Origin of the sequence: Thalassotalea euphylliae (assembly GCF_042682785.1) — a bacterium.
Classification (GTDB): Bacteria; Pseudomonadota; Gammaproteobacteria; order Enterobacterales; family Alteromonadaceae; genus Thalassotalea_F; species Thalassotalea_F euphylliae.
In genome coordinates this window covers 287775-307295 of sequence record NZ_JBHUIB010000001.1, presented here as the reverse complement: position 1 = coordinate 307295, position 19521 = coordinate 287775, and the positions used below count along the sequence as shown (strand labels likewise).

Genomic DNA, 19521 nt, shown 5'->3' with positions numbered 1-19521 from the left:
ATTGTGAATTTTTTTAATTTAAAACATCCCGAAGAGCAAGTCAGCTTTTCTCAAGCGGTAAGACAAGGCTTGGGCAGTAACCAAGGTTTATTTTTCCCAGAAAATATCCCTGCTTTAGACAATATTGATGAGTTGCTTGCTATGCCTTTGGTTGAGCGCAGTGTGCATGTATTAGCCCCCTTTGTGGCAGGTGACTTATCTAAACAAGAACTGACAGAAATTGTCACTAATGCATTCAACTTTCCTGCGCAAATTCAGCCAATTAGCGAGCAGCGCGCTGTGCTTGAACTTTTTCATGGGCCAACGCTCGCGTTCAAAGATTTCGGCGCACGTTTTATGGCGCAGTGCCTGCAAAAATTTAGCAAAGATAAAAAAATTACGATACTGACAGCGACGTCGGGTGATACTGGCGCTGCTGTTGCACACGCGTTTCATGGATTAGACAATATCAATGTCGTTATCCTTTATCCCAAAGGTAAAATCAGCTTACTGCAAGAAAAAATGTTCACCACACTGGGCGGTAACATTTCAACAGTTGCTGTTGAAGGTAGTTTTGATGATTGTCAGGCGTTGGTTAAAGATGCGTTTGATGACAAAGGGCTAGCGCAAACTATTGGATTGAATTCTGCCAATTCAATCAATATCAGCCGTTTATTGGCGCAGGTGTGTTATTACTTTGAAGCCGTTGCTCAACTAAAGCGTCAAAATACCAATGTTGCCGATATTGTCTTCTCTGTACCGAGCGGTAACTTTGGTAATTTAACGGCAGGCTTGTTCGCTAAAGCGATGGGTTTACCGATTAAGCGATTTGTTGCTGCGACGAATGTGAATGACACAGTGCCCCGTTACTTAGCCACCGGTGAATGGGCACCAAAGGCAACCATTCCAACGATGTCTAATGCAATGGATGTCAGCAATCCAAACAATTGGCCACGTGTAGAACATATGCTTCAAACTGGTATTGTTGAAGAGTGTGTCTCAGGTATTTGTGTAGATGAAGAGCAGACCTCGGCAACGGTTATCGGACTGAGTAAGTTAGGTTATATTAGCGAACCTCATGCTGCTATAGCTTACAAAGCATTAGGCCAATGTAGTGAAGAGGAGTTTGGTGTTTTCTTAGGTACAGCACACCCAGCGAAATTCAAAGATGTGGTGGAAAACACATTAGGTCAGCCAATCGCTTTGCCTAAGGAATTGGCTGATTGTGCGGGTGAGAAAATTCTTTCTGTGGATATGGCCGCTGATTTTGCTCAACTGCGCGACTATTTGTTGTCAGAAGTAAAATAAATAATCATTTCTGCAGCTTCGCAGTGGCAGTCATGTCCACACAGCACACAATCGTATCCATTCAAGGCATCTTCTCGCCATTTGTCTGGGTGCGATTGCACTAGCTCTCCGCCACATTTGGTGAAGTATTTTACTGCACTATTACCTGGGCTTTGTTTCCACAGATGACTTACCCCTGCACTAGCTCCTTGCATGTGCGCGGCGTTAATAGACAGTTTTAACAGCTCACTACCTATGCCAAAGCCACGGTAATTGGCGTCAACAGTATTACACTTAAAGTAACAAACTTCGTCTGGCGAAACACGCCATTTTGTCGGTGTGCTCCACTTGTCGATATCCCATTGACCAACCGCATAAGTAATGCGAAAGCCGACGAGTTTGTCGTTATCATATGCCACAAAGCCGGCATTAATGTTGTTTTTAAGCCCTTTTTCATACCAGTCTTTGATATTTGTCTGGTCTAAATATCCATCCCCATGCACAGAGTTGCCTAGAACAATAACTTGTGCAAAGTCTTCAGGCGTAAATGGGCGGTAGTTAATTTCAGCCATAAATTCTTGTATACAAATGACGAAAGGTAATGGCATAGTTTGCCACTGTTCTGAACACTTCGCATTAATAATTCCTTATGTACGATCCACTTCATGATTTATCGCCAGGCCAAAATACTCCCTATCCTGATAGCTATTGGGCCAATATTTCTGGCTCTGCGCCAACATCAAACGGGGAGTTACAATCGGATATTGACGCCGATGTTGTCATTATCGGTGCGGGGTTTACCGGTTTATCATGTGCTTACCACTTAGCAAAAGCGCACGGTATTCATGCGGTCGTGTTAGAGGCAAACCAAACCGCTTGGGGCTGTAGTGGCAGAAACGCGGGCTTTGTCTTGAAGTCTTCTGGTCGAAAACCTTTTAGTGCGATGGCGAAAGACTGGGGTGAAGAAGTGATGCGCGGAATCTACCAAGAGATGTCTGCAGGTGCTGAAACGGTCAATGCGTTAATTGCAGAAGGGATTGATTGTGACAGGCAAGCGCCTGGTTATCTAAAAGTGGCGCACAAACCATCAAAGCTGCAAGAACTTGTGGACTTGGCGGAGATTCAAGCGAAGCAATTCGGCTATCAAGTAGAGGTGCTGACGAAAGAACAAGTTCGACAGCAGTTTATGGATGATCAAAATGCATACGGTGCGATTCGATATCATGACGGTTTTGGTTTGAATCCACTGAAGCTTGCATGGGGTTATCAATCGTTGGCACAAAAAGCAGGTGCAATGGTATACACCGGCTCTCCTGTTATCGACTGGCAGCAGCAAGGCACTAGACATACGTTAAAAACACCTAAAGCAACAGTGACTGCAAGTAAGGTAGTATTGGCGACGAATGGTTATACACCTAAAGGTTTTCATGCCGCCGTGAATAATCGCTTTTTGCCTGTACTTTCCCAAATTATCGTTACTGAGCCGTTAACAGAAGAACAGCTTGCCGCCTGTAATTGGCAAACCAACAATGTTGTGATGGATACAAGAGCATTGAAGTATTATTACCGCAAATTACCGGATAATCGCATACTGTTTGGTGGTCGAGGTGCCATCACAGGAAAAGGCGCTGAAGACCCTTACTATGCCAATAGGTTGTTGTCTGTATTAAAGCAAAGTTTTCCTGCCTTACATGCATTGCGTTATGATTATGCTTGGGCGGGTTGGATTTGTATGTCGCTTGATGATATTCCTCATATTTATCATGATGAAAAGCAACAAGTGTTTTATTCTATGGGATACTGTGGTGCTGGTCTCGCTTTTTCTGCACAAGGTGGTAAGCGTCTAGCTGAACGTGTCGCTGAAAAGAAAGTGCCAGATCTACCGATATTCAATAAACCTCTACCAACGTTTCCGTTTGCGCCGTTGAGGCGTGTAGGGCAATGGGGCTATTTTCAATACGGCAAAGTAAAAGACAATTACTTCTAATTACTCTGATATCACTAAAAAAGCCACGCGTAGCGTGGCTTTTTACTGTGAAATGTTCAGGCTACAGCTAATCGAGATTGATTTCTCTGCTTAGTGTCGTCGTGACGCCTGATGGCGCTACAATTTCAATCGTTAATACGCCAACCTCTGCATCACCGTCTGCTGGGTTAATAACAAAGAAGCTCATTGAATGACCATTTAGTGCATTTCCTACCGTGAACGATGTTACGCCATCTAAATCGCCAACACTTGAAGTGACCGTGACCTGTGTGTCTTTCGGCATGGCTCTGAAGAATGGATTGCCGTCAGCATCAACAGCATTATCGTAAAAGTTAAAGGTGAATCGTCTTACGCTTCCGTCAGCAATCGATGGAATAGCAACGTTATTGCCTGTGTTGTTATTGGCATATTCGACATCAGAATCCCCATCAACAAGGCTGTAAAGCGCTGTTGAGCTTGCCATGACCATCAACAACGCTTTACGGACATGGATCGAAGTTGCACCGTCTGCACCACATAAGCTGCCTTCACATTGTGGTCCATTAAATACGCCATCACGGGCAGAAAATGTGTTGTCGTTATTGAAGTCGATAAAGGTTTCACCGGCATCAAAGGCGTTATTCTCGTTATCATCTCGCCATGCTTCGCTCATATCAATAAAGCCGCTATCTTCTGCGAACTGACGGCCAAAACCTGAGCTTACATTGTCATTTGGCGATGCAGTACCGTCGTCGTTATCGAATACGTTGTTACCGTTAGTATCAAAGAATGTTTCATGGCCAATAGCCGTAGCTAAAACGGTTATTCTGTGATCTTCCACACGCGGCTCTGCGCTAGTCCAAACCACAGAACAGTTACCATTGACTGTGGTACAGCTTGGTTCTATTTGACCACCTTCGGTTGTAAAGTTAACCGTTGTACCATCGGGTACTGGGTTGTTGAAGTTGTCTGCCAGATATGCAGTGATTGTTTCTTGCACGCCGTTGATGCTATTAGCTTCTGGGTTTGGCGTTGTTGTTGAAATGGTGATAGAGCGCTGTTCAGGCAAACCAGTGTTTACTGACAAAATGTCTGATTGCGTTTGAATAAGTTCCTCGCCTTCTCCTGCTGTTGCACTAACACGAACAGCAGTAGGTACGGTACCCGCCGACACTTTGGTGGTAACCAAACCTTGGCTATTGGTTTGTGCGCTTACAGGGTTAAGTGCAATACCACCTACCTGCGTATCGAGTGCGAAGTTAACCACTTGTTGGGCGACAGCATTGCCAAGTGCACTTTTAACTTGGAAGGTGAGTGTGGAAGTTTCTTGCTTACCTTGACCACCAGTCCCTCTCAATACAATGGAGGTTGGTTCTGCAGAGACAAATTCAATTGACCCTAATTGCTCGCCTGTAATCGTAAGTGTTGCGCTTGCTACACTGGTAACGCCATTGATGGTAATTGAAGCAATAATTTCATCATCGGTTCCTGTAAGGCCCGCACAGCTTATATCTTCGTAAGTTGCTTCAGCGCTACCAGCAACACTGTTGACGGTTTCATCAATCGTAGCATTCGTGTTTTGTACACAACTAGAAGTAAAGGTGATCGGCGTAGGTGTTGTGATCAGATTACCACTGCTATCTACCAGATTTACGGTCGCGCCAACAGTACCACCGGCACTAATTTGGCTGGCGCCCAAACCCACTTGGCCTTCAACAAATTCGCCGCTTTCATTAATGAAACCAATACGTACTTCATCTTCGATAATGACTGAATCTGATGCAATTATTTCGTAATTCAGTTGTGCAGGAACAACATCTTCTGCATTGGTGATTGTGCCAATGGCCACACCAGCTCCAATAGCGGTATCACCGGTCAATGTCACAGCCGCCATCCCTAGGCTGTCAGTTAACGCAGTTGCTGTATTCAGCGTACCGACATCAACCGTAAATGTGACGATTTCACCAGCAATCGGTTGGTTATCATCATCAGTAAACGTCGCAACTAATTGCGCTTGTTCATCAGCTTTGAACTGGCTGACAGGTGCACCGTCTAGTAATAGCTGCAAGGCAAGCTCTGCCGGCTCTTCCCCAGCGGTAAGGGTATATTCGTAGTCACTAGAATCTGATAGTTCTGAGAGTGTAGCTGTTGCCGTGCCAGCACCAGCAGCACCGTCAGCATTGCTTATGTTTACAATGGCTTGCCCACTACTGTTGGTTAACTTTGTTGCGACACTGAGTTCGCCTATCGTGGCGCTAAAACTTACGGTTCGGCCAGAGATAGTGTCGTTATTTTCATCGTAAAGCGTAGCAACAAGCTGCACGACATCGTCTCTATCAAAACTTTGTTGCTCGTCTCCATCGGCATTTTGTATCGAGAGTACAAGAGTAGTTGGGGTTTGGCTTTCACCAGGTGTGGTAGGGTTATCGCCTGAACTGCCGTTACAACCAGTCAATAATCCAAAACTCGCAATCAAAAATGCGGTGAAGAGTTTTCTCATCGGTGTGACCTACTGAAAAATATAATTTTTATAAACATTACGAAGCATAAAATTACCGCTGTAAAATGTCTATGTTTATCGGTTGAATATTTCCACAACCATGCATAAATACGGGCTATTGCGCTATTTATTGACTACGTTTAGGGGAGAGCCGGCTAGAAAACTTTCGATGTTTTCGCCTAGTATACGTATTAACCTTTGTTGTGCTTGTTGACTCGCCCAAGCCATGTGAGCGGTTATGACAAGATTATCTGGTTGTGCCTTTAACAAAATAGACTCAGGTGGAGGCGGTTCGGTTGAAAGCACATCAAGCATAGCAACACTTAATTGGCCAGAAGTAAGCGCGTCCAATAGTGCGTGTTCTTCAACGATCTGACCACGTGCAGTGTTCACTAATATTGCACCTTTTTTGCATTGGCCGAATGTCTCAGTGTTCATTAGATGCTTAGTTTGTTCTGTCAAAGGGCAATGTAAAGAAAGAATGTCTGAACGTGAAAGTACCTCAGTAAACGGTAATCTTCCCGTTCTAATCGCCGTGGCACCTGGCCTTTCAGCAATGAGAACATCCATTCCAAAAGCAATAGCAATTTTTTCGACCTGTTGGGCTATATGCCCATACCCTACAAGCCCTAATGTTTTTCCTGCAAGCTCTTGAATAGGGTTTCCTAAAAAGCAAAATGAAGTACTTGAAGCCCACTTGCCATCAATAACGTTTTTATTATGATGATTTATATTTTGAAAGTGGTTAAGTAACTGCGAAAAAATATATTGTGAAACAGACGGACCCGCGTAATCACTGGCGTTGCAGACAGTAATGCCACGCTTTTTAGCTGCTTCAAGATCGATGTTGTTGGTACCTGTTGCTGCAACACAAATCAGTTTTAAAGCCGGTAGTTCGGCCATAATTTCATCGTTAATAACAACTTTGTTGGTGACGATTATCTCTGCTTCTGCTGATCTCTCAATGACTTCTGATGGTGAGGTTAGTAAATAAGTATCAAGTTGACCGACTTGTTGGTTAATCGGGGTAAGTTCTATCGAGTTACTAAAGGTAGCTCTATCAAGAAACACGGCTTTCATCGAATCGTCTTGGAAACTCTCAAATTAATTTGTGGTCAGCTTATCGACAATCCGACATTGCCTCAAGTAACCTTATTACTAAACCCTTTTGAATTCAGCGCTTCATATAGATTAAGTGTGTATGAAGACAACAAATAACAACAACTAAATGGAATAGAGAGATGGATATTAAAAACTCTGCACGCTTGTCCTATCGGTTGCTCACAGCAAATGATGCGCAATTGTTGTTTGAATTAGATCAAGATCCCGCGGTGATGAAATACATAAACGGGGGGAAAGTGCATTCTATGGAAGATATCAAGAACATGTACCTACCTCGACTAAACAAGTTCACCAACCCTACCCAAGGTTGGGGATTGTGGGGGGTATTTTTGACTGAGAATAATCAATTCATTGGCTGGATTTTGATTCGTCCTATGGACTTTTTTGGCGACGAACCTCAGTGGGATGAATTGGAGATAGGCTGGCGTTTTAAGCAAGCAACTTGGGGCAAAGGATTTGGTACAGAAGCAGCGAAGCAAGTGAGCGACGCAGTTGTTGATTTAGGCATAGCTAAACATCTTTGTGCTATCGCCATGGAGGACAATATCGGATCAATAAGTATTATGAAAAAACTGGGTTTAAAGTACGTAAAAACCTATTTTCATGAGGATCCGCTAGGTGACTCTGAGGTTGTCTACTATCGGCTAACAGTGTAGCCGATAGTTAAGCAGGTTCGAGCTATTCGTAGTTACGCTCTCGTTTCGTTTTGATCACCGCGATGTATCCATGCCAGCTAGCATAACTCAGCAACGGCATAATTAGCACGAATCCATAGCCTGACGTTAAGAAGCCCAGTGCTACAAAGCTAACAATAACTAAAGCCCAGACAAACATAGCACTTACGTTATTGTTCACGGCTTTCACAGAACTGGCTACCGCTGTCATAATATCCACTCTACGCTCTACCATAATTTGTGGCGTAAAGGCGCTAATGGTGAACACAACGGCAGCGATAATCGCACCCACAACTGTGCCTAATCCCAAGAAAGCAGCTAGTTCTTCCATCGTTGGATTTACGGTGTTTGGGTATAGGGCGTGCAGCAGCGCTGCTATGCGCGTCCATGCCACCATACATATCATGAGTAAAATAGCAAAACCCCACTCGCCAACAGGGTTTCTGAACATTGATTTTAGGCTGTGGGACATGGTCGGTGTGTGGCCTTTCTCAAGCTCCCAAGCAACATCATATAAACCGGTGGCAAATGCAGGGCCTATTAACGCAAACGCGATAGTTGCCGGTAAAATAATGAGATGGTTTTCTGTGGTCGATACTAGGTAAAAAATCGCTACAGGTACCACGCTAAAAATGAGCCCGTAAATTATGCTAATGATGGGGGCTTTCATAAAATCACTGACGGCTAGACTCAGCCAATGGAAGGCAGCGAATGTGCTTACTTTATTGCTTTCTATCGTTCTGGCAAAAGCCGGCTGACTCTGAGATGACGTTTGGGTACTCGGCATATCGTATTCCTCGCTCTACATCTATTTTTGTTTGTAACGGCTTACTATTTTTGTACGGCGTCATATTAAACATGGTTCATTTTTGTTAATTGAGCCAATTTACATGCGATTTCGTAGATATTATTATCAGCGTGAGAGGTGAAAATGCAGAATGAATTGGATGTGAAGTACTGTTTATCAGTCTTCAATAAAGTGTTGTCCGATGGAGACAACGTCGATGGCAAACGACAGTGGCAAGGCTTATCTGCTTGGGCAGATTTTGACGGATACACCTGCTACTTGCAGTTTAATCAAGTTATCGTCACTTTGCTGTTCCACGGAAAATATGCGATCGAAAAGCCAAACGAAGACGCTTGGCAGCAGTTTCTCAAGAAGCTTAAACAAGTGTCTGAAAAGCTGTAACGAAGTAAAGGTGATACTAGAATAAAATTTGCTCGTTAAAGTCCGTTACCAGTCGATTGGTTTATGGGCCCAGTCAAGATAGCTAGCCTGACCGTCGAATTCGACTGCATCTTTGGCCGCAAGTAGTTGAGTGGCAACAAACGCTGGTGTAAACAGCTTATCTTTTTTGACATTCCGCTGAAATGGTTTGGATAGCGGAGAGTCTGTAGTGCCGGGGTGAAATAATATAAATTTTAGGTTTTTAGCCCGTCTACAACATTCAATGGCTAGGCACTTTATTCCCATATTTAACGCTGCTTTAGACATGCGGTAGCTATACCAACCACCGAGTTGGTTGTCGCTAATACTGCCAATACGTGCGCTTAATATAGTGATATAACAATGCACTTTTTGCTTCTCTAATACCGGAATAAGATGTTTTAACCAAGTCATCGCGGTCAAAGTGTTGGCATTCATCACTTTTCCTATTGAAGCTAAGTCGAGCTCTTCTATTTTCTTTTCGGGGAAAAAGTCGTCACCGTGCAGCACGCCATTACAAATAATGACAGACGTAAAATCATACTCCGCAGCGAGTGATGAGCATATTTCTGCGATAGTGTGCTCGTTGTAGTGTGACTGAATCCACCGAATATCAGTGGTAAACTGCTTCAGTTCGTCAGCAAGAGTACTTCTGGATATTGCGACAACTGAATTGCCTGATTTAGCGAGCTCTGCGGCTGCAGCTATCGCAATTGCACTGCTGGCACCGATAATCAGCACTGATGGCGTTTTCATGGCTTAGCTCCATTGTTATGCTCTTCAGAGCTGTTGCGTGGTGTTGAACCGCAGTCGCAGCTTTCAGTTGTTGAGTACTTACCTGTGATACGCGCATAAAGTGTCGATATGGTGTGTCGATTTGCGGCAAACAATTTGTATCCCAGCTTTGCAAATGGTCGTGTTATCTTCCATTTGAGTGGCGCAACCCAATGTTTTTTTCCCACCAGCCGCCATGCATGGTAATTGACGTCAATGCCCGTTATCACTTGTTTTGATTCGCCATAAAGTATGCCGTGAATAGAAGACAATGCAGCTGACTTCTCTATTTCTGGGTATTGTGATAACGCGCTCTCATCATGGAGATTTTCGAACGCTATTTTCTGGTCGACATCACGTTTTTGTAACGCTGATATTTCAGACATACAGAGTGGGCAATTGCCGTCGTAGAAAAGTATCATTTCGCTCATGTCTGCTCCGGCAAGTTGATGATCATCAGTAGGTGACAAACCACAACAATAGCGGTCAACACGGTGCGCAGCAGCAGGTAACCTTCGGGCTTGTTAGTAAACAGCCCAAGTTTAAATTCGCTTGCAAGTAAGGTCAGGTAACCGATAGCTAAAAGTGGTAATGCAAAAATTGGCGGTAGCAGTAGGCCAGCGAATGCTACCAGTGTAAAAGCATTTGAAAGAAAAGTGGGGGCAGTCTCTTGTTCATTATGATGTTTTAACCACAAGGTGCCTGCTAAAAAACTCAGAATACATGCGCTATACGCGCTAAAAATGAGGTAATTCGAGACCCCGACAATGTCGGTGTTACTATTCGTTGTCATGACTACTGCGACAAAAGGAATAAGTCCGAGGTAGCCAAGCGTTTGCCAGCTGGTCATATTGGCCATGTTTTCCACTCTGAAATGATTAATAGAGGATACGTTTGGCCAACACTTGCCGATCAGAAACCGCTCTAATCAACCGGTAGTGTTTGCTCGTCTACTGCATCAGCGATGGTGTCAACTTGTCGGCGAATGATCGTTTGCGCGTCTAGCAAACCTTGATTGTAAAAGTGTGGGCCAAGTTTTTCAGTAATAAAGTCAAATAAAAATACCGTATCAAATTGCCCCATTTCGATATGCAGTTCGTCCGCCATATATTGCTGCATTGTCTCAACTAGCTGCTCTTTTTGTTGTTTTGTCAATGTAATCATGGATGTGTCTATTAGATGGTAAAGTGGTAACTATCACTTTTAGTTATAAAAAAACAACGTTATCTACTTAAAAGATTTAATTATAAGATAGAAATATAAGTTATATACAAATAGAATATGCGCTCTTTCCTGATTGAATGATCTCGTTATCGCTCACAAAGGCTAACCAACGCGACAATAGAAGTGTATTTATGCTGTCATTAACTGATATTCAACCGCAAAAAAACGAAATTTATCTAGACAACAACGCTACCACACCAGTGCTTCCGCAAGCTGCTGAAGCGGCAATGCACACGATGCAGCTTTGCTACGGCAACCCAAGTAGCAGTCATATCACGGGTATTAAAGCGAAGTACATTTTGGAAACCACGCGAAGCTTGGTCAGAAAGGTCATCGGCGCGAGTGCAGGTGAAATCACGTTCACTAGCGGAGCAACTGAAGGTATTCAAACCGCTATTATTTCTGCATTGCAGGCCGCTAAAGAACGCGGAATTGAACAAAAAAAGCCTTTACTTTTATACGGAGCCACTGAGCACAAAGCGGTTCCTGAAACGTTGAAGCATTGGAATCGTATGCTGGATATCGGTGGCGAAGTTCGTGCTATTCCGGTCGATGAGCGAGGCATACTTGATATAGAGTTTATCAGGCAGCATGCGGCAGAGGCGATCGTGATTTGTACGATGGCGGCAAATAATGAAACAGGTGTATATCAAGACCTTGCTCTATTAGAGCAGGCTATTCGACATTATAATGCCGACGTATTTTGGATGGTTGACTGTGTGCAAGCGTTAGGGAAAATCCAATTGTCTCTTGACGATATATCTATTGATTATGCGCCTTTCAGTGGCCATAAACTCTATGCGCCAAAGGGAATCGGCTTACTTTATGTGCGTGCAGGGGCACCTTACACACCGTTTATAGCCGGTGGTGGTCAAGAGAGCGGTTTGCGCTCGGGCACAGAAAATTTGCCTGGCATTGCAGCTTTACATGCAGTGCTTTCACTACTTGATGACGAAAATGACGATACATTCAAGTCAAGCAAAATTCTTGAACAATACCGATCACAACTCGTGGAAACGTTAAAAGATGTGTTTCCTGACATTGTGTTTAATCACGATCTTTCATGCTCATTGCCAACTACGCTAAATTTTTCGGTCAAAGGGTTGTCGAGTAAAGACATTATGGATCTATTCGATGCGGCACATATTCGTGTAAGTTCGGGCTCGGCGTGTTCATCAAAAGTCAACGGCTCTTTTGTATTAGATGCAATGGGAAAACCAAAGTGGCAAAGTGAGTCTGCAATTCGTATGTCGTTTGGTCCGGCAACTTCACAACAGGACATAGATCAAGCATGTCAAGCGATCCGCCAAGCTGTAGAGGCACTTAAACACAGCTGTTTAATATTGGCAGATACAGAAGATAATAGTGAGTTTGGTGTTGATGGTCTTCAGCAATGGATTTATGACCAAAAATGTACATGGTGTTATGTCGATAAAGCCAGTAAAGAGTGTGTACTGATAGATGCAACGCCTGAGCTAGTTAATAAATTTGAAACCTTGGTGCGTTGCCAAGGCTATTCCGTAAAAGCCGTGTTGGAAACACATCGCCATCAGCAGCAAGTTCTCAATACAGACATGATAAGAGAACTGGTGCCAGAGTTTATGGCGTATGATCAATTTGATGCATTAGGATGGCCTGAAACCCAATCCCAAGTAATGTTAGCCGACGGTTCAATTGTACCAGCCCTTGCTATCGGCCCTAAAGTTATCGTCAAACTACCCATTCCTGGTCATACCCTAAATAGTGTTGCATATTTACTTGGGCAACCCGCAGGCGATAAATTACCTCCCGAAAATATTGAGTTTGCTTTTACCGGTGACACGATACAGATAGGTGGGTTGGGCAGGACCGATTTGGAGAGCGGTAATGTTGGGCAGCTTTATCATTCGATACAGCGTCTGGCTCGCGTGACGGCAGAAAGCGCGCTGCTGTGTCCTAGTCATGACTATCAAGCGTTGTTTAGCACGACACTTGCCATGGAAAAAAGCACTAACAGCCTATTGGCAGGAGTCTTATCTGGCGAACTTTCTGAAGCTGAATTTGCGCTGCAAAAAACGGCATTGGATCAAAAACTGCCAATGTCTGATGAACTGTATACCTGCGGGGCTTTTGTGTCAGTAGGCAAAGCCATTCATAATGTGGCGCCCAATGAGCTCGCTAAATTTATTGAGTCTCACCCAAATGTTACCGTCGTTGATGTTCGTGAACCACACGAGTTTGAAGCGTTTCCAAACGCGTATGTAGCAGGTAAACGATTGGTAAACATACCATTGACGCAAATAACACAGTTTGTAAATCAACAACGTGCGCAGAAAAATATCGATGAATTTATCTGTATTTGTCGCAGTGGTAATCGCAGTGATGCGGCAGCTAAAACGTTGCAACGCAATGGCTTTGCTAATGTGTATCACGTGCCAGGTGGTTTTGCATTAATAAATGAATAGGTTGATGCAGAGTTAAAAGTAAAAGGTCGCACCGCGGCCTTTTTTGTTGTAAACGCGTATACTTGACGTCAGTTATAAACAAATTGAAAGCTTCCTATGTTTACAAGGCTAAAAACGCTGTGGCATACCGATTGTGCGTTTTGTCGTAAAGCACGATATATGCTGTTGTGGCTTATACTGATGTTGGTAATGGATTATTTCTTTTTCCATCTTATTTTCTAGGAGAGGACATGGGACTTAAATGGATAGACTCATTAGAAATTGCACTGGATTTAATGGAAGCGCACCCCGATGTGGATCCAATGAAACTGCATTTTCCAGAATTAATGCAGTGGGTGATCGCACTGGAACGTTTCGATGATGATCCCGCGCACTGTGGTGAACGCGTGCTTGAAGCCATCCAACTCGCCTGGATTTCAGAAATGGATGATTAAACTTGGAACGGTAACGAGTTGTACAGAAAACCAATGGTCGGCTTTTTTGTCTAGGTTTTCTCTACTATACTGACACCCAATCTTGCTAAACTGTTTAAATAATAAACGTTTAGCGTCTTTTTTATCGAAAGAGCATCATGACAGAATCCAAAAAACGTCCGTTATATATCCCTTATGCTGGGCCAAATTTATTAGAAACACCGTTGCTAAACAAAGGCAGTGCATTCACCAAAGAAGAACGTCAAAATTTCAACCTAACAGGGTTGCTACCGCCGTCTTATGAAACAATCGATGAACAAGTCGACCGTTGTTACCGTCAATTTAGTAGTTTTCAGACCAATCTAAACAAACATATCTATCTGCGTGCTATTCAAGATAAAAACGAAACCTTGTACTACAAGCTAGTGCAAGAACACCTAGAAGAGATGATGCCAATTATTTACACGCCGACTGTTGGTGATGCGTGTGAGCAATTCTCTGATATTTACCGCAGTAACCGTGGCTTGTTTATTTCGTATGACGAACGCGACCAAATGGACGATATTCTTCGCAATGCCACGAAAGGCAAAGTGAAGGTTATTGTGGTAACCGATGGAGAGCGTATTCTTGGTCTTGGAGACCAAGGTATCGGTGGCATGGGTATTCCAATTGGTAAGCTTGCACTGTACACCGCTTGTGGCGGTATTAGTCCTGCTTACTGTTTGCCGGTTATGCTCGATGTGGGTACAAATAACGAAAAATTGTTAAATGATCCAATGTATATGGGGTCACGCCGTCAGCGTATTAGCCAAGATAAATACGACGAATTTGTTGATCTGTTTATTCAAGCGGTGAAGCGTCGTTGGCCACATGTGATGTTGCAGTTCGAAGATTTTGCACAGCCTAATGCAATGCCTCTGTTATCGAAATACCGTGATGAAATTTGCTGCTTTAACGATGACATTCAAGGTACTGCATCGGTGACAGTAGGGACGCTATTGGCAGCATGTCGTACGCGTGGTGTTCAGCTTTCTGAGCTAAAGGTTGCCTTTGTTGGTGCAGGATCCGCTGGGTGTGGTATTGCAGAGCAGATTATTACTCAGATGATTAGCGAAGGTGCATCACCAGAACAAGCGCGCAGTCAAATTTATATGGTTGACCGTTTCGGTCTGCTTACTGAGGGCATGGACGGATTACGTGACTTCCAAGAAAAATTAGTACAATCAAAATCAGCGGTAAGTAGTTGGGCAGTTGCCGGTGATTACGCGAACTTATTAGAGCTAATGAACAACGCTAAGCCTGATGTACTGATTGGTGTATCTGGTCAAGCAGGCTTATTCACGGAAGCCGTTATTAAAGCCATGTATGCTCAATGTTCGAAACCTATCATTTTCCCGTTGAGTAATCCTTCTCGTCAGGTAGAAGCGACGCCAGAGCAGGTGATTACATGGACAGAAGGCAATGCAATTGTTGCTACAGGCAGCCCATTTGAACCGGTTGAATACCAAGGTGAGCTATATCCAATAGCACAATGTAACAACAGCTATATTTTCCCTGGTTTAGGTCTGGGCGTTGTATCAGCAAACATCAATCGTATCACTGATGAGATGATTATGGTGGCGAGTGAGACGTTAGCTGAAGCGTCACCGGTGGCCAATACTGGCAAAGGTGAGTTGCTACCGCCGCTTGAGAGTATTTCCGAGCTAAGCAAGAAAATAGCGTTTGCTGTTGCCAAAGTTGCTTACGCACAGGGCTTAGCATTAGAAATGTCGGACGATATGCTGATTGCGAAAATTGAGCGCAATTTCTGGACACCGCGATATCGTGAGTATAAGCGCGTGAGTATTTAGTGTTCGAGAATGACTTATTATCTAAAAGCCTGCTTCAGCAGGCTTTTTTGTTAACACACGTCAATGCAATTACAGCACTTTTAATGAAAAGTCTTTCAGGTGGTAAGTTGTTTAACAATAACATTCATTCCCTCGCCATAACTTTGTCATAGTCATTTGTAATCACTTGGTCTATAATCGCGCCCAAAATTTATACCCTATTTATTCAATAAAAATTTAAGAGGCTTAATCGATGGCTATCGAACGTACTTTTTCTATCGTAAAACCAGATGCAGTTGCTAAAAACGTAATCGGTCAAATCTACAACCGTTTCGAAACTGCTGGTCTTAAAATCATTGCTTCAAAAATGGTTCACCTTTCTCAAGAACAAGCTGAAGGTTTCTACGCTGAACACAAAGAGCGTCCTTTCTTCGGTGCTTTAGTTGAATTCATGACTTCAGGTCCAGTTATGGTTCAAGTGTTAGAAGGCGAAGGCGCTGTTCTTAAAAACCGTGAAATCATGGGTGCTACTAACCCAGCTGAAGCATTAGCAGGTACTTTACGTGCTGACTACGCAAACTCAATCGACGAGAACGCTGTTCACGGCTCTGACGCTTTAGAATCAGCTGCACGTGAAATTGCTTACTTCTTCTCAGACGAAGAGATTTGCCCACGCACTCGCTAATTCACCTTTAATCTGCGCCTTGGGCGCGATTTCAGCGTCGAGAATGCTCACATACACATGTATGTTGCGCCCTCTCTTCTTGAACTCGCACCAAACGCTTTGATTAAACACTGAATTACTAAAAAGGGTTTTATCGAATTATCGGTAAAATCCTTTTGCTTTATATTGATATCGTGAAAGCGGCGAATGATAAGGGTTTTTGTTGTTTATTGAAGACAAAGAACTTTTATCATTATCCGAATTAGAATTGTCTCTTTTGTCTAAAAAGTGTACAATTTTGCGCCTTTAAATTTTGTTGTTTTGAGAAATTGATTTATGTCTGAAGTGGTACAAGTCGCCGAAAAAGCGGTTTCTAAAGTCAATCTACTAAACTTTGATCATCAAGGATTACGTGAATACTTTGCCTCAATTGGCGAAAAGCCATTCCGTGCCGACCAATTGATGAAGTGGATGTACCATTTTGGCTACGACGATTTCGAGAAAATGACGAACTTGAACAAAAAGCTTCGGGAAAAATTGCAACGCAATTGTGAAATTGTCGCGCCTGAAATTTCACAAAAGCAGGTGTCTAAAGACGGCACCATCAAGTATGCGTTGAAGTTGGAAAGCGGTCAGGAAGTCGAAACGGTTTGGATCCCAGAAAACAACCGTGCAACTTTATGTGTGTCATCTCAAGTAGGTTGTGCCTTAGAGTGTAGCTTCTGTTCTACGGCCCAGCAGGGCTTTAATCGTAATTTGAACGTCGCTGAAATTATTGGCCAAGTATGGCGTGTTGCCAATGACATTGGCGCAACACGTATTGCAGGTACTCGTCCGATTACCAACATCGTAATGATGGGTATGGGTGAGCCACTACTCAACATGAAAAACCTTATCCCCGCATTAGATAACATGCTTAATGATCTAGGTTACGGTCTTTCGAAGCGCCGTGTAACGGTAAGTACTTCGGGTGTTGTGCCAGCGCTAGACATGTTGAAAGAAAAAATTGATTGTGCACTCGCTATCTCGGTGCATGCGCCAACCAATGATCTTCGTGATGAATTGGTGCCTATCAATAAAAAATACCCGTTAGAAGATTTCTTAGCGGCTTCTCGCCGTTATATCGATGGTTCAAAAGCGCAAAAAGCGGTCACGGTTGAATACGTGATGATTGATCATGTCAACGACAGTATGGAACAGGCTCACGAACTTGCGCATGCGTTAAAAGACACGCCGAGTAAAATTAACTTGATCCCATTTAATCCTTACCCAGGATCACCTTATAAGCGTTCGAGTAATTCTCGCATTGATCGTTTTGATAAAGTGCTTCAGTCGTATGGTTTTACGGTAATTACTCGTCGTACACGCGGTGATGATATTGATGCCGCATGTGGTCAATTAGCCGGTGATGTTTTAGACAGAACAAAGCGAACAGCGCTTAATGCAGCAAAAAAAGGCGTGAAAACTGAAGACATTTCAGTGAAAATGGTGTAATTACATGGTCTTTTGCAAGATCCTAACTTTTTAGGTCCTTGCAAAATTTACCGATTTAACGGCAACAGGATGTTGTCGTGCATGCAGAATTACAACAAGAAGTGATCACAACTCGTTATGGTTAAAGCGTTTAAACTCATCTTAGTGGCGGCATCATTCACGTCACTTAGTGCTTGTGTAACTCAGAATTATGAAAATTCTGATACACCCGTTATTCAAAATGAATCATCTAACAATGATATCGCCATGACGCGTATTTCGCTTGGGTTGGGTTACCTAAAAATGGGTAACACTACTCAGGCTAAGCTCAATCTCGAGAAAGCAAAGCGCTTTGCTCCAAACTTAGTGCAAGTTTACACGGCCTTTGCGCATTATTACGAGACAGTGGGTGAAGACAAACTTACCATTGAATCCTATGAAAAAGCCTTGTCGTTAAAACCGGACGATGCCGACACTCTCAATAACTACGGTGTATTTTTATGTCGTCAAGATCTGTTACCTGAAGCTGAAATTCAATTCTTGCGTGCTATCGCAGTACCAAGCTATTTATTGGTATCAAAGAGTTATGAAAACTTAGCGCTTTGCCAGCTCAAAGCACCAAACTTTGAAAAAGCAGAAACCTATTTAAGCAAGGCGATAGATCACAATCCGACAAATGCAGCCACTTTGTACCAGATGATGCGCTTGCAATACGCAAAAGGAGAGTACGATGATGCGCTAGGGTACGCAAAGCGGTTTGAAAAGGCGACACGCCGCTTTAATCCAGATTCATTGGCGTTAACCTATAAAATCTATACGAAAATGGGCAACGATCGCATAGCTAAAAATTATGGCTCAATGCTGGTGAAAATGTTCCCTGAATCATGGCATGCAAAACAATATCTCCTGAATAATTTGGAGCAAATAGATGCGGACGAATTAGCAGAAAAATATCAGTTACTTAAGTTAGGTGCTTACGACAAAACAGAGACTAAGCGTGTCGTTGTGCTTAGTCCAACAAACAAGCCTGCCATGAGTATGAAGCCAAAAAGGCAGTCTTCAACGGCTTCTAAGTCAACCAAAAAACTGATTGAATTAACACCACCGAGTGAAGATGTTATTGCGGCGAGTGAAACAACAAAACCCGTTAAGAAAACGGTTGTTTTGCGCTCGTCTAAACCGAAAGTGAAAAAAGCTGTTCAGGACGACACTAACTCTACTGTTGTATCTGAGCAAGATGCGGATGCCAACCAAAGTGGCGTTGTAGAAGAGGCCGCCGAAGCCGCAAATGTGACGACCGAAAACAATGACACCCTGTTGGTGGAAGAAAGTGTCAAAGCGCAAGAGGAAACGCTTGTTGGCAGTGCTGCAGAAGCCATTGCATTAGCTAAAGCAGAACTGGCGGCTATCGAAGAGCAGTTGGGTGATGAGGCTTTCGAGGTTGATGAAGAATTAAACGAAGCGCCAGTTGAGCCTGAATTTGTTGACAGCTTGAATGACACCACATTAGAAAGTGAAGAGAGTTTAGAGGCATTAGAAGCGCAAGTTGCTGAGGAAGAGGCAGCGTTGGAAGAAAATACGGATGACATTATTGCGCTTATTAATGAAGAGGAAGACCAAGCTGTTGAACTTATTGATGATATGAATGTCAGTAATGTAGACGAAAGCGAAGTCAGCGATAACTTAGAGCCATCGATTGATGAAACTCAAGTGAGTACAGCACCAATTGTCGATAATGAAACACCAGAAATTGCAGATCAAGAATCTGTGTATTTAACTGTTGAGTCGTTGCCGCAGCACATTATCACTGATGGCGAGAACCTGTTTACAATTTCAAAACGTTATAACATTCGCATGAAAAGCTTACGCCAATGGAATGAATTGAAAGAAGATTCAGTCATTCATGTCGGCGATGTCATTTATCTGGCTGATCCGAGTCAAGTAGTAGAACAAGAGTAATAGCGA

18 protein-coding genes are annotated in these 19521 nt (G+C 43.3%); 10 read left to right on the top strand and 8 right to left on the bottom strand.

The annotated features are described in order from the left end of the window. The first annotated feature begins 3 nt into the window (after positions 1 to 3). A complete protein-coding gene (gene thrC / locus ACFSJY_RS01370) occupies positions 4 to 1287 on the top strand; it encodes a threonine synthase (RefSeq protein ID WP_386030328.1) in 1284 nt (427 codons plus the stop codon). On the opposite strand, the gene ACFSJY_RS01365 is transcribed toward thrC, so the two are convergent. Continuing rightward, the gene (locus ACFSJY_RS01365) at positions 1263 to 1838 is read right to left on the bottom strand and encodes a GNAT family N-acetyltransferase (RefSeq protein WP_386030326.1); all 576 of its coding nucleotides are present in this window, start codon (positions 1836 to 1838) and stop codon (positions 1263 to 1265) included. The two genes, thrC and ACFSJY_RS01365, sit on opposite strands and share 25 nt — an antisense overlap. A 77-nt stretch (positions 1839 to 1915) precedes the next feature. Here ACFSJY_RS01365 and ACFSJY_RS01360 point away from each other — a divergent pair, with 77 nt between their 5' ends. Then, positions 1916 to 3253, top strand: coding sequence for an NAD(P)/FAD-dependent oxidoreductase (locus ACFSJY_RS01360; RefSeq protein ID WP_386030323.1), 1338 nt, complete (start codon positions 1916 to 1918; stop codon positions 3251 to 3253). 67 nt (positions 3254 to 3320) lie between these two features. Here ACFSJY_RS01360 and ACFSJY_RS01355 read toward each other — a convergent pair whose 3' ends face one another. Further along, positions 3321 to 5732, bottom strand: a complete 2412-nt coding sequence (locus tag ACFSJY_RS01355) for an Ig-like domain-containing protein (protein ID WP_386030321.1) — start codon at positions 5730 to 5732, stop codon at positions 3321 to 3323. A gap of 123 nt (positions 5733 to 5855) precedes the next feature. Then, the gene (locus ACFSJY_RS01350) at positions 5856 to 6812 is read right to left on the bottom strand and encodes a D-2-hydroxyacid dehydrogenase (protein ID WP_386030319.1); all 957 of its coding nucleotides are present in this window, start codon (positions 6810 to 6812) and stop codon (positions 5856 to 5858) included. Positions 6813 to 6973: 161 nt separating this feature from the next. Here ACFSJY_RS01350 and ACFSJY_RS01345 point away from each other — a divergent pair, with 161 nt between their 5' ends. After that, complete coding sequence (locus ACFSJY_RS01345) at positions 6974 to 7510, top strand: GNAT family N-acetyltransferase (protein WP_386030317.1); 537 nt, start codon at positions 6974 to 6976, stop codon at positions 7508 to 7510. Positions 7511 to 7532: 22 nt separating this feature from the next. On the opposite strand, the gene ACFSJY_RS01340 is transcribed toward ACFSJY_RS01345, so the two are convergent. Next, entirely contained in the window at positions 7533 to 8315 is a 783-nt protein-coding gene (locus ACFSJY_RS01340) for a DUF2189 domain-containing protein (RefSeq protein ID WP_386030315.1), read from the bottom strand. A gap of 144 nt (positions 8316 to 8459) precedes the next feature. Here ACFSJY_RS01340 and ACFSJY_RS01335 point away from each other — a divergent pair, with 144 nt between their 5' ends. Next, complete coding sequence (locus ACFSJY_RS01335; RefSeq protein ID WP_386030313.1) at positions 8460 to 8717, top strand: DUF3081 family protein; 258 nt, start codon at positions 8460 to 8462, stop codon at positions 8715 to 8717. A gap of 45 nt (positions 8718 to 8762) precedes the next feature. Here the strand turns inward: ACFSJY_RS01335 and ACFSJY_RS01330 are convergent, their stop codons facing one another. The 4 genes from ACFSJY_RS01330 to ACFSJY_RS01315 form a co-directional block, all read right to left on the bottom strand. After that, positions 8763 to 9491 (bottom strand): SDR family NAD(P)-dependent oxidoreductase, encoded by a 729-nt coding sequence (locus tag ACFSJY_RS01330; RefSeq protein ID WP_386030311.1) that lies wholly within the window; start codon positions 9489 to 9491, stop codon positions 8763 to 8765. Next, complete coding sequence (locus ACFSJY_RS01325) at positions 9488 to 9940, bottom strand: thiol-disulfide oxidoreductase DCC family protein (RefSeq protein WP_386030309.1); 453 nt, start codon at positions 9938 to 9940, stop codon at positions 9488 to 9490. The genes ACFSJY_RS01330 and ACFSJY_RS01325 overlap by 4 nt, the downstream gene beginning before the upstream one ends. After that, positions 9937 to 10368 (bottom strand): DUF3429 domain-containing protein, encoded by a 432-nt coding sequence (locus tag ACFSJY_RS01320; protein WP_386030307.1) that lies wholly within the window; start codon positions 10366 to 10368, stop codon positions 9937 to 9939. The genes ACFSJY_RS01325 and ACFSJY_RS01320 overlap by 4 nt, the downstream gene beginning before the upstream one ends. 65 nt (positions 10369 to 10433) lie before the next feature. Next, positions 10434 to 10673, bottom strand: a complete 240-nt coding sequence (locus tag ACFSJY_RS01315; protein WP_386030305.1) for a DUF2164 domain-containing protein — start codon at positions 10671 to 10673, stop codon at positions 10434 to 10436. Between the two features lie 191 nt (positions 10674 to 10864). Here ACFSJY_RS01315 and ACFSJY_RS01310 point away from each other — a divergent pair, with 191 nt between their 5' ends. The 6 genes from ACFSJY_RS01310 to pilW all read left to right on the top strand — a co-directional run bounded on the left by ACFSJY_RS01310 (position 10865) and on the right by pilW (position 19515). Continuing rightward, a complete protein-coding gene (locus ACFSJY_RS01310; protein WP_386030303.1) occupies positions 10865 to 13177 on the top strand; it encodes an aminotransferase class V-fold PLP-dependent enzyme in 2313 nt (770 codons plus the stop codon). A 230-nt stretch (positions 13178 to 13407) separates the two neighbouring features. Beyond that, the gene (gene iscX / locus ACFSJY_RS01305; protein WP_386030301.1) at positions 13408 to 13611 is read left to right on the top strand and encodes a Fe-S cluster assembly protein IscX; all 204 of its coding nucleotides are present in this window, start codon (positions 13408 to 13410) and stop codon (positions 13609 to 13611) included. Between the two features lie 137 nt (positions 13612 to 13748). Next, positions 13749 to 15440: an NAD-dependent malic enzyme gene (locus ACFSJY_RS01300; protein WP_386030299.1), complete on the top strand. Its 1692-nt coding sequence runs from the start codon at positions 13749 to 13751 to the stop codon at positions 15438 to 15440. A gap of 232 nt (positions 15441 to 15672) precedes the next feature. Continuing rightward, entirely contained in the window at positions 15673 to 16104 is a 432-nt protein-coding gene (gene ndk, locus ACFSJY_RS01295; protein ID WP_386030297.1) for a nucleoside-diphosphate kinase, read from the top strand. Positions 16105 to 16419: 315 nt separating this feature from the next. Continuing rightward, on the top strand, positions 16420 to 17577 hold the full coding sequence (gene rlmN / locus ACFSJY_RS01290; RefSeq protein ID WP_386030295.1) for a dual-specificity RNA methyltransferase RlmN: 1158 nt from the start codon (positions 16420 to 16422) through the stop codon (positions 17575 to 17577). A gap of 117 nt (positions 17578 to 17694) precedes the next feature. Next, a complete protein-coding gene (pilW, locus tag ACFSJY_RS01285; protein ID WP_386030293.1) occupies positions 17695 to 19515 on the top strand; it encodes a type IV pilus biogenesis/stability protein PilW in 1821 nt (606 codons plus the stop codon). Positions 19516 to 19521: the final 6 nt, after the last annotated feature.

Coding starts and splice junctions, on each gene's coding strand:
- ACFSJY_RS01365 (WP_386030326.1), bottom strand. CDS start 1,838: ATGGCTGAAATTAACTACCGCCCATTTACGCCTGAAGACTTTGCACAA.
- ACFSJY_RS01360 (WP_386030323.1), top strand. CDS start 1,916: ATGTACGATCCACTTCATGATTTATCGCCAGGCCAAAATACTCCCTAT.
- ACFSJY_RS01355 (WP_386030321.1), bottom strand. CDS start 5,732: ATGAGAAAACTCTTCACCGCATTTTTGATTGCGAGTTTTGGATTATTG.
- ACFSJY_RS01350 (WP_386030319.1), bottom strand. CDS start 6,812: ATGAAAGCCGTGTTTCTTGATAGAGCTACCTTTAGTAACTCGATAGAA.
- ACFSJY_RS01345 (WP_386030317.1), top strand. CDS start 6,974: ATGGATATTAAAAACTCTGCACGCTTGTCCTATCGGTTGCTCACAGCA.
- ACFSJY_RS01340 (WP_386030315.1), bottom strand. CDS start 8,315: ATGCCGAGTACCCAAACGTCATCTCAGAGTCAGCCGGCTTTTGCCAGA.
- ACFSJY_RS01335 (WP_386030313.1), top strand. CDS start 8,460: ATGCAGAATGAATTGGATGTGAAGTACTGTTTATCAGTCTTCAATAAA.
- ACFSJY_RS01330 (WP_386030311.1), bottom strand. CDS start 9,491: ATGAAAACGCCATCAGTGCTGATTATCGGTGCCAGCAGTGCAATTGCG.
- ACFSJY_RS01325 (WP_386030309.1), bottom strand. CDS start 9,940: ATGAGCGAAATGATACTTTTCTACGACGGCAATTGCCCACTCTGTATG.
- ACFSJY_RS01320 (WP_386030307.1), bottom strand. CDS start 10,368: ATGGCCAATATGACCAGCTGGCAAACGCTTGGCTACCTCGGACTTATT.
- ACFSJY_RS01315 (WP_386030305.1), bottom strand. CDS start 10,673: ATGATTACATTGACAAAACAACAAAAAGAGCAGCTAGTTGAGACAATG.
- ACFSJY_RS01310 (WP_386030303.1), top strand. CDS start 10,865: ATGCTGTCATTAACTGATATTCAACCGCAAAAAAACGAAATTTATCTA.
- iscX (WP_386030301.1), top strand. CDS start 13,408: ATGGGACTTAAATGGATAGACTCATTAGAAATTGCACTGGATTTAATG.
- ACFSJY_RS01300 (WP_386030299.1), top strand. CDS start 13,749: ATGACAGAATCCAAAAAACGTCCGTTATATATCCCTTATGCTGGGCCA.
- ndk (WP_386030297.1), top strand. CDS start 15,673: ATGGCTATCGAACGTACTTTTTCTATCGTAAAACCAGATGCAGTTGCT.
- rlmN (WP_386030295.1), top strand. CDS start 16,420: ATGTCTGAAGTGGTACAAGTCGCCGAAAAAGCGGTTTCTAAAGTCAAT.
- pilW (WP_386030293.1), top strand. CDS start 17,695: ATGGTTAAAGCGTTTAAACTCATCTTAGTGGCGGCATCATTCACGTCA.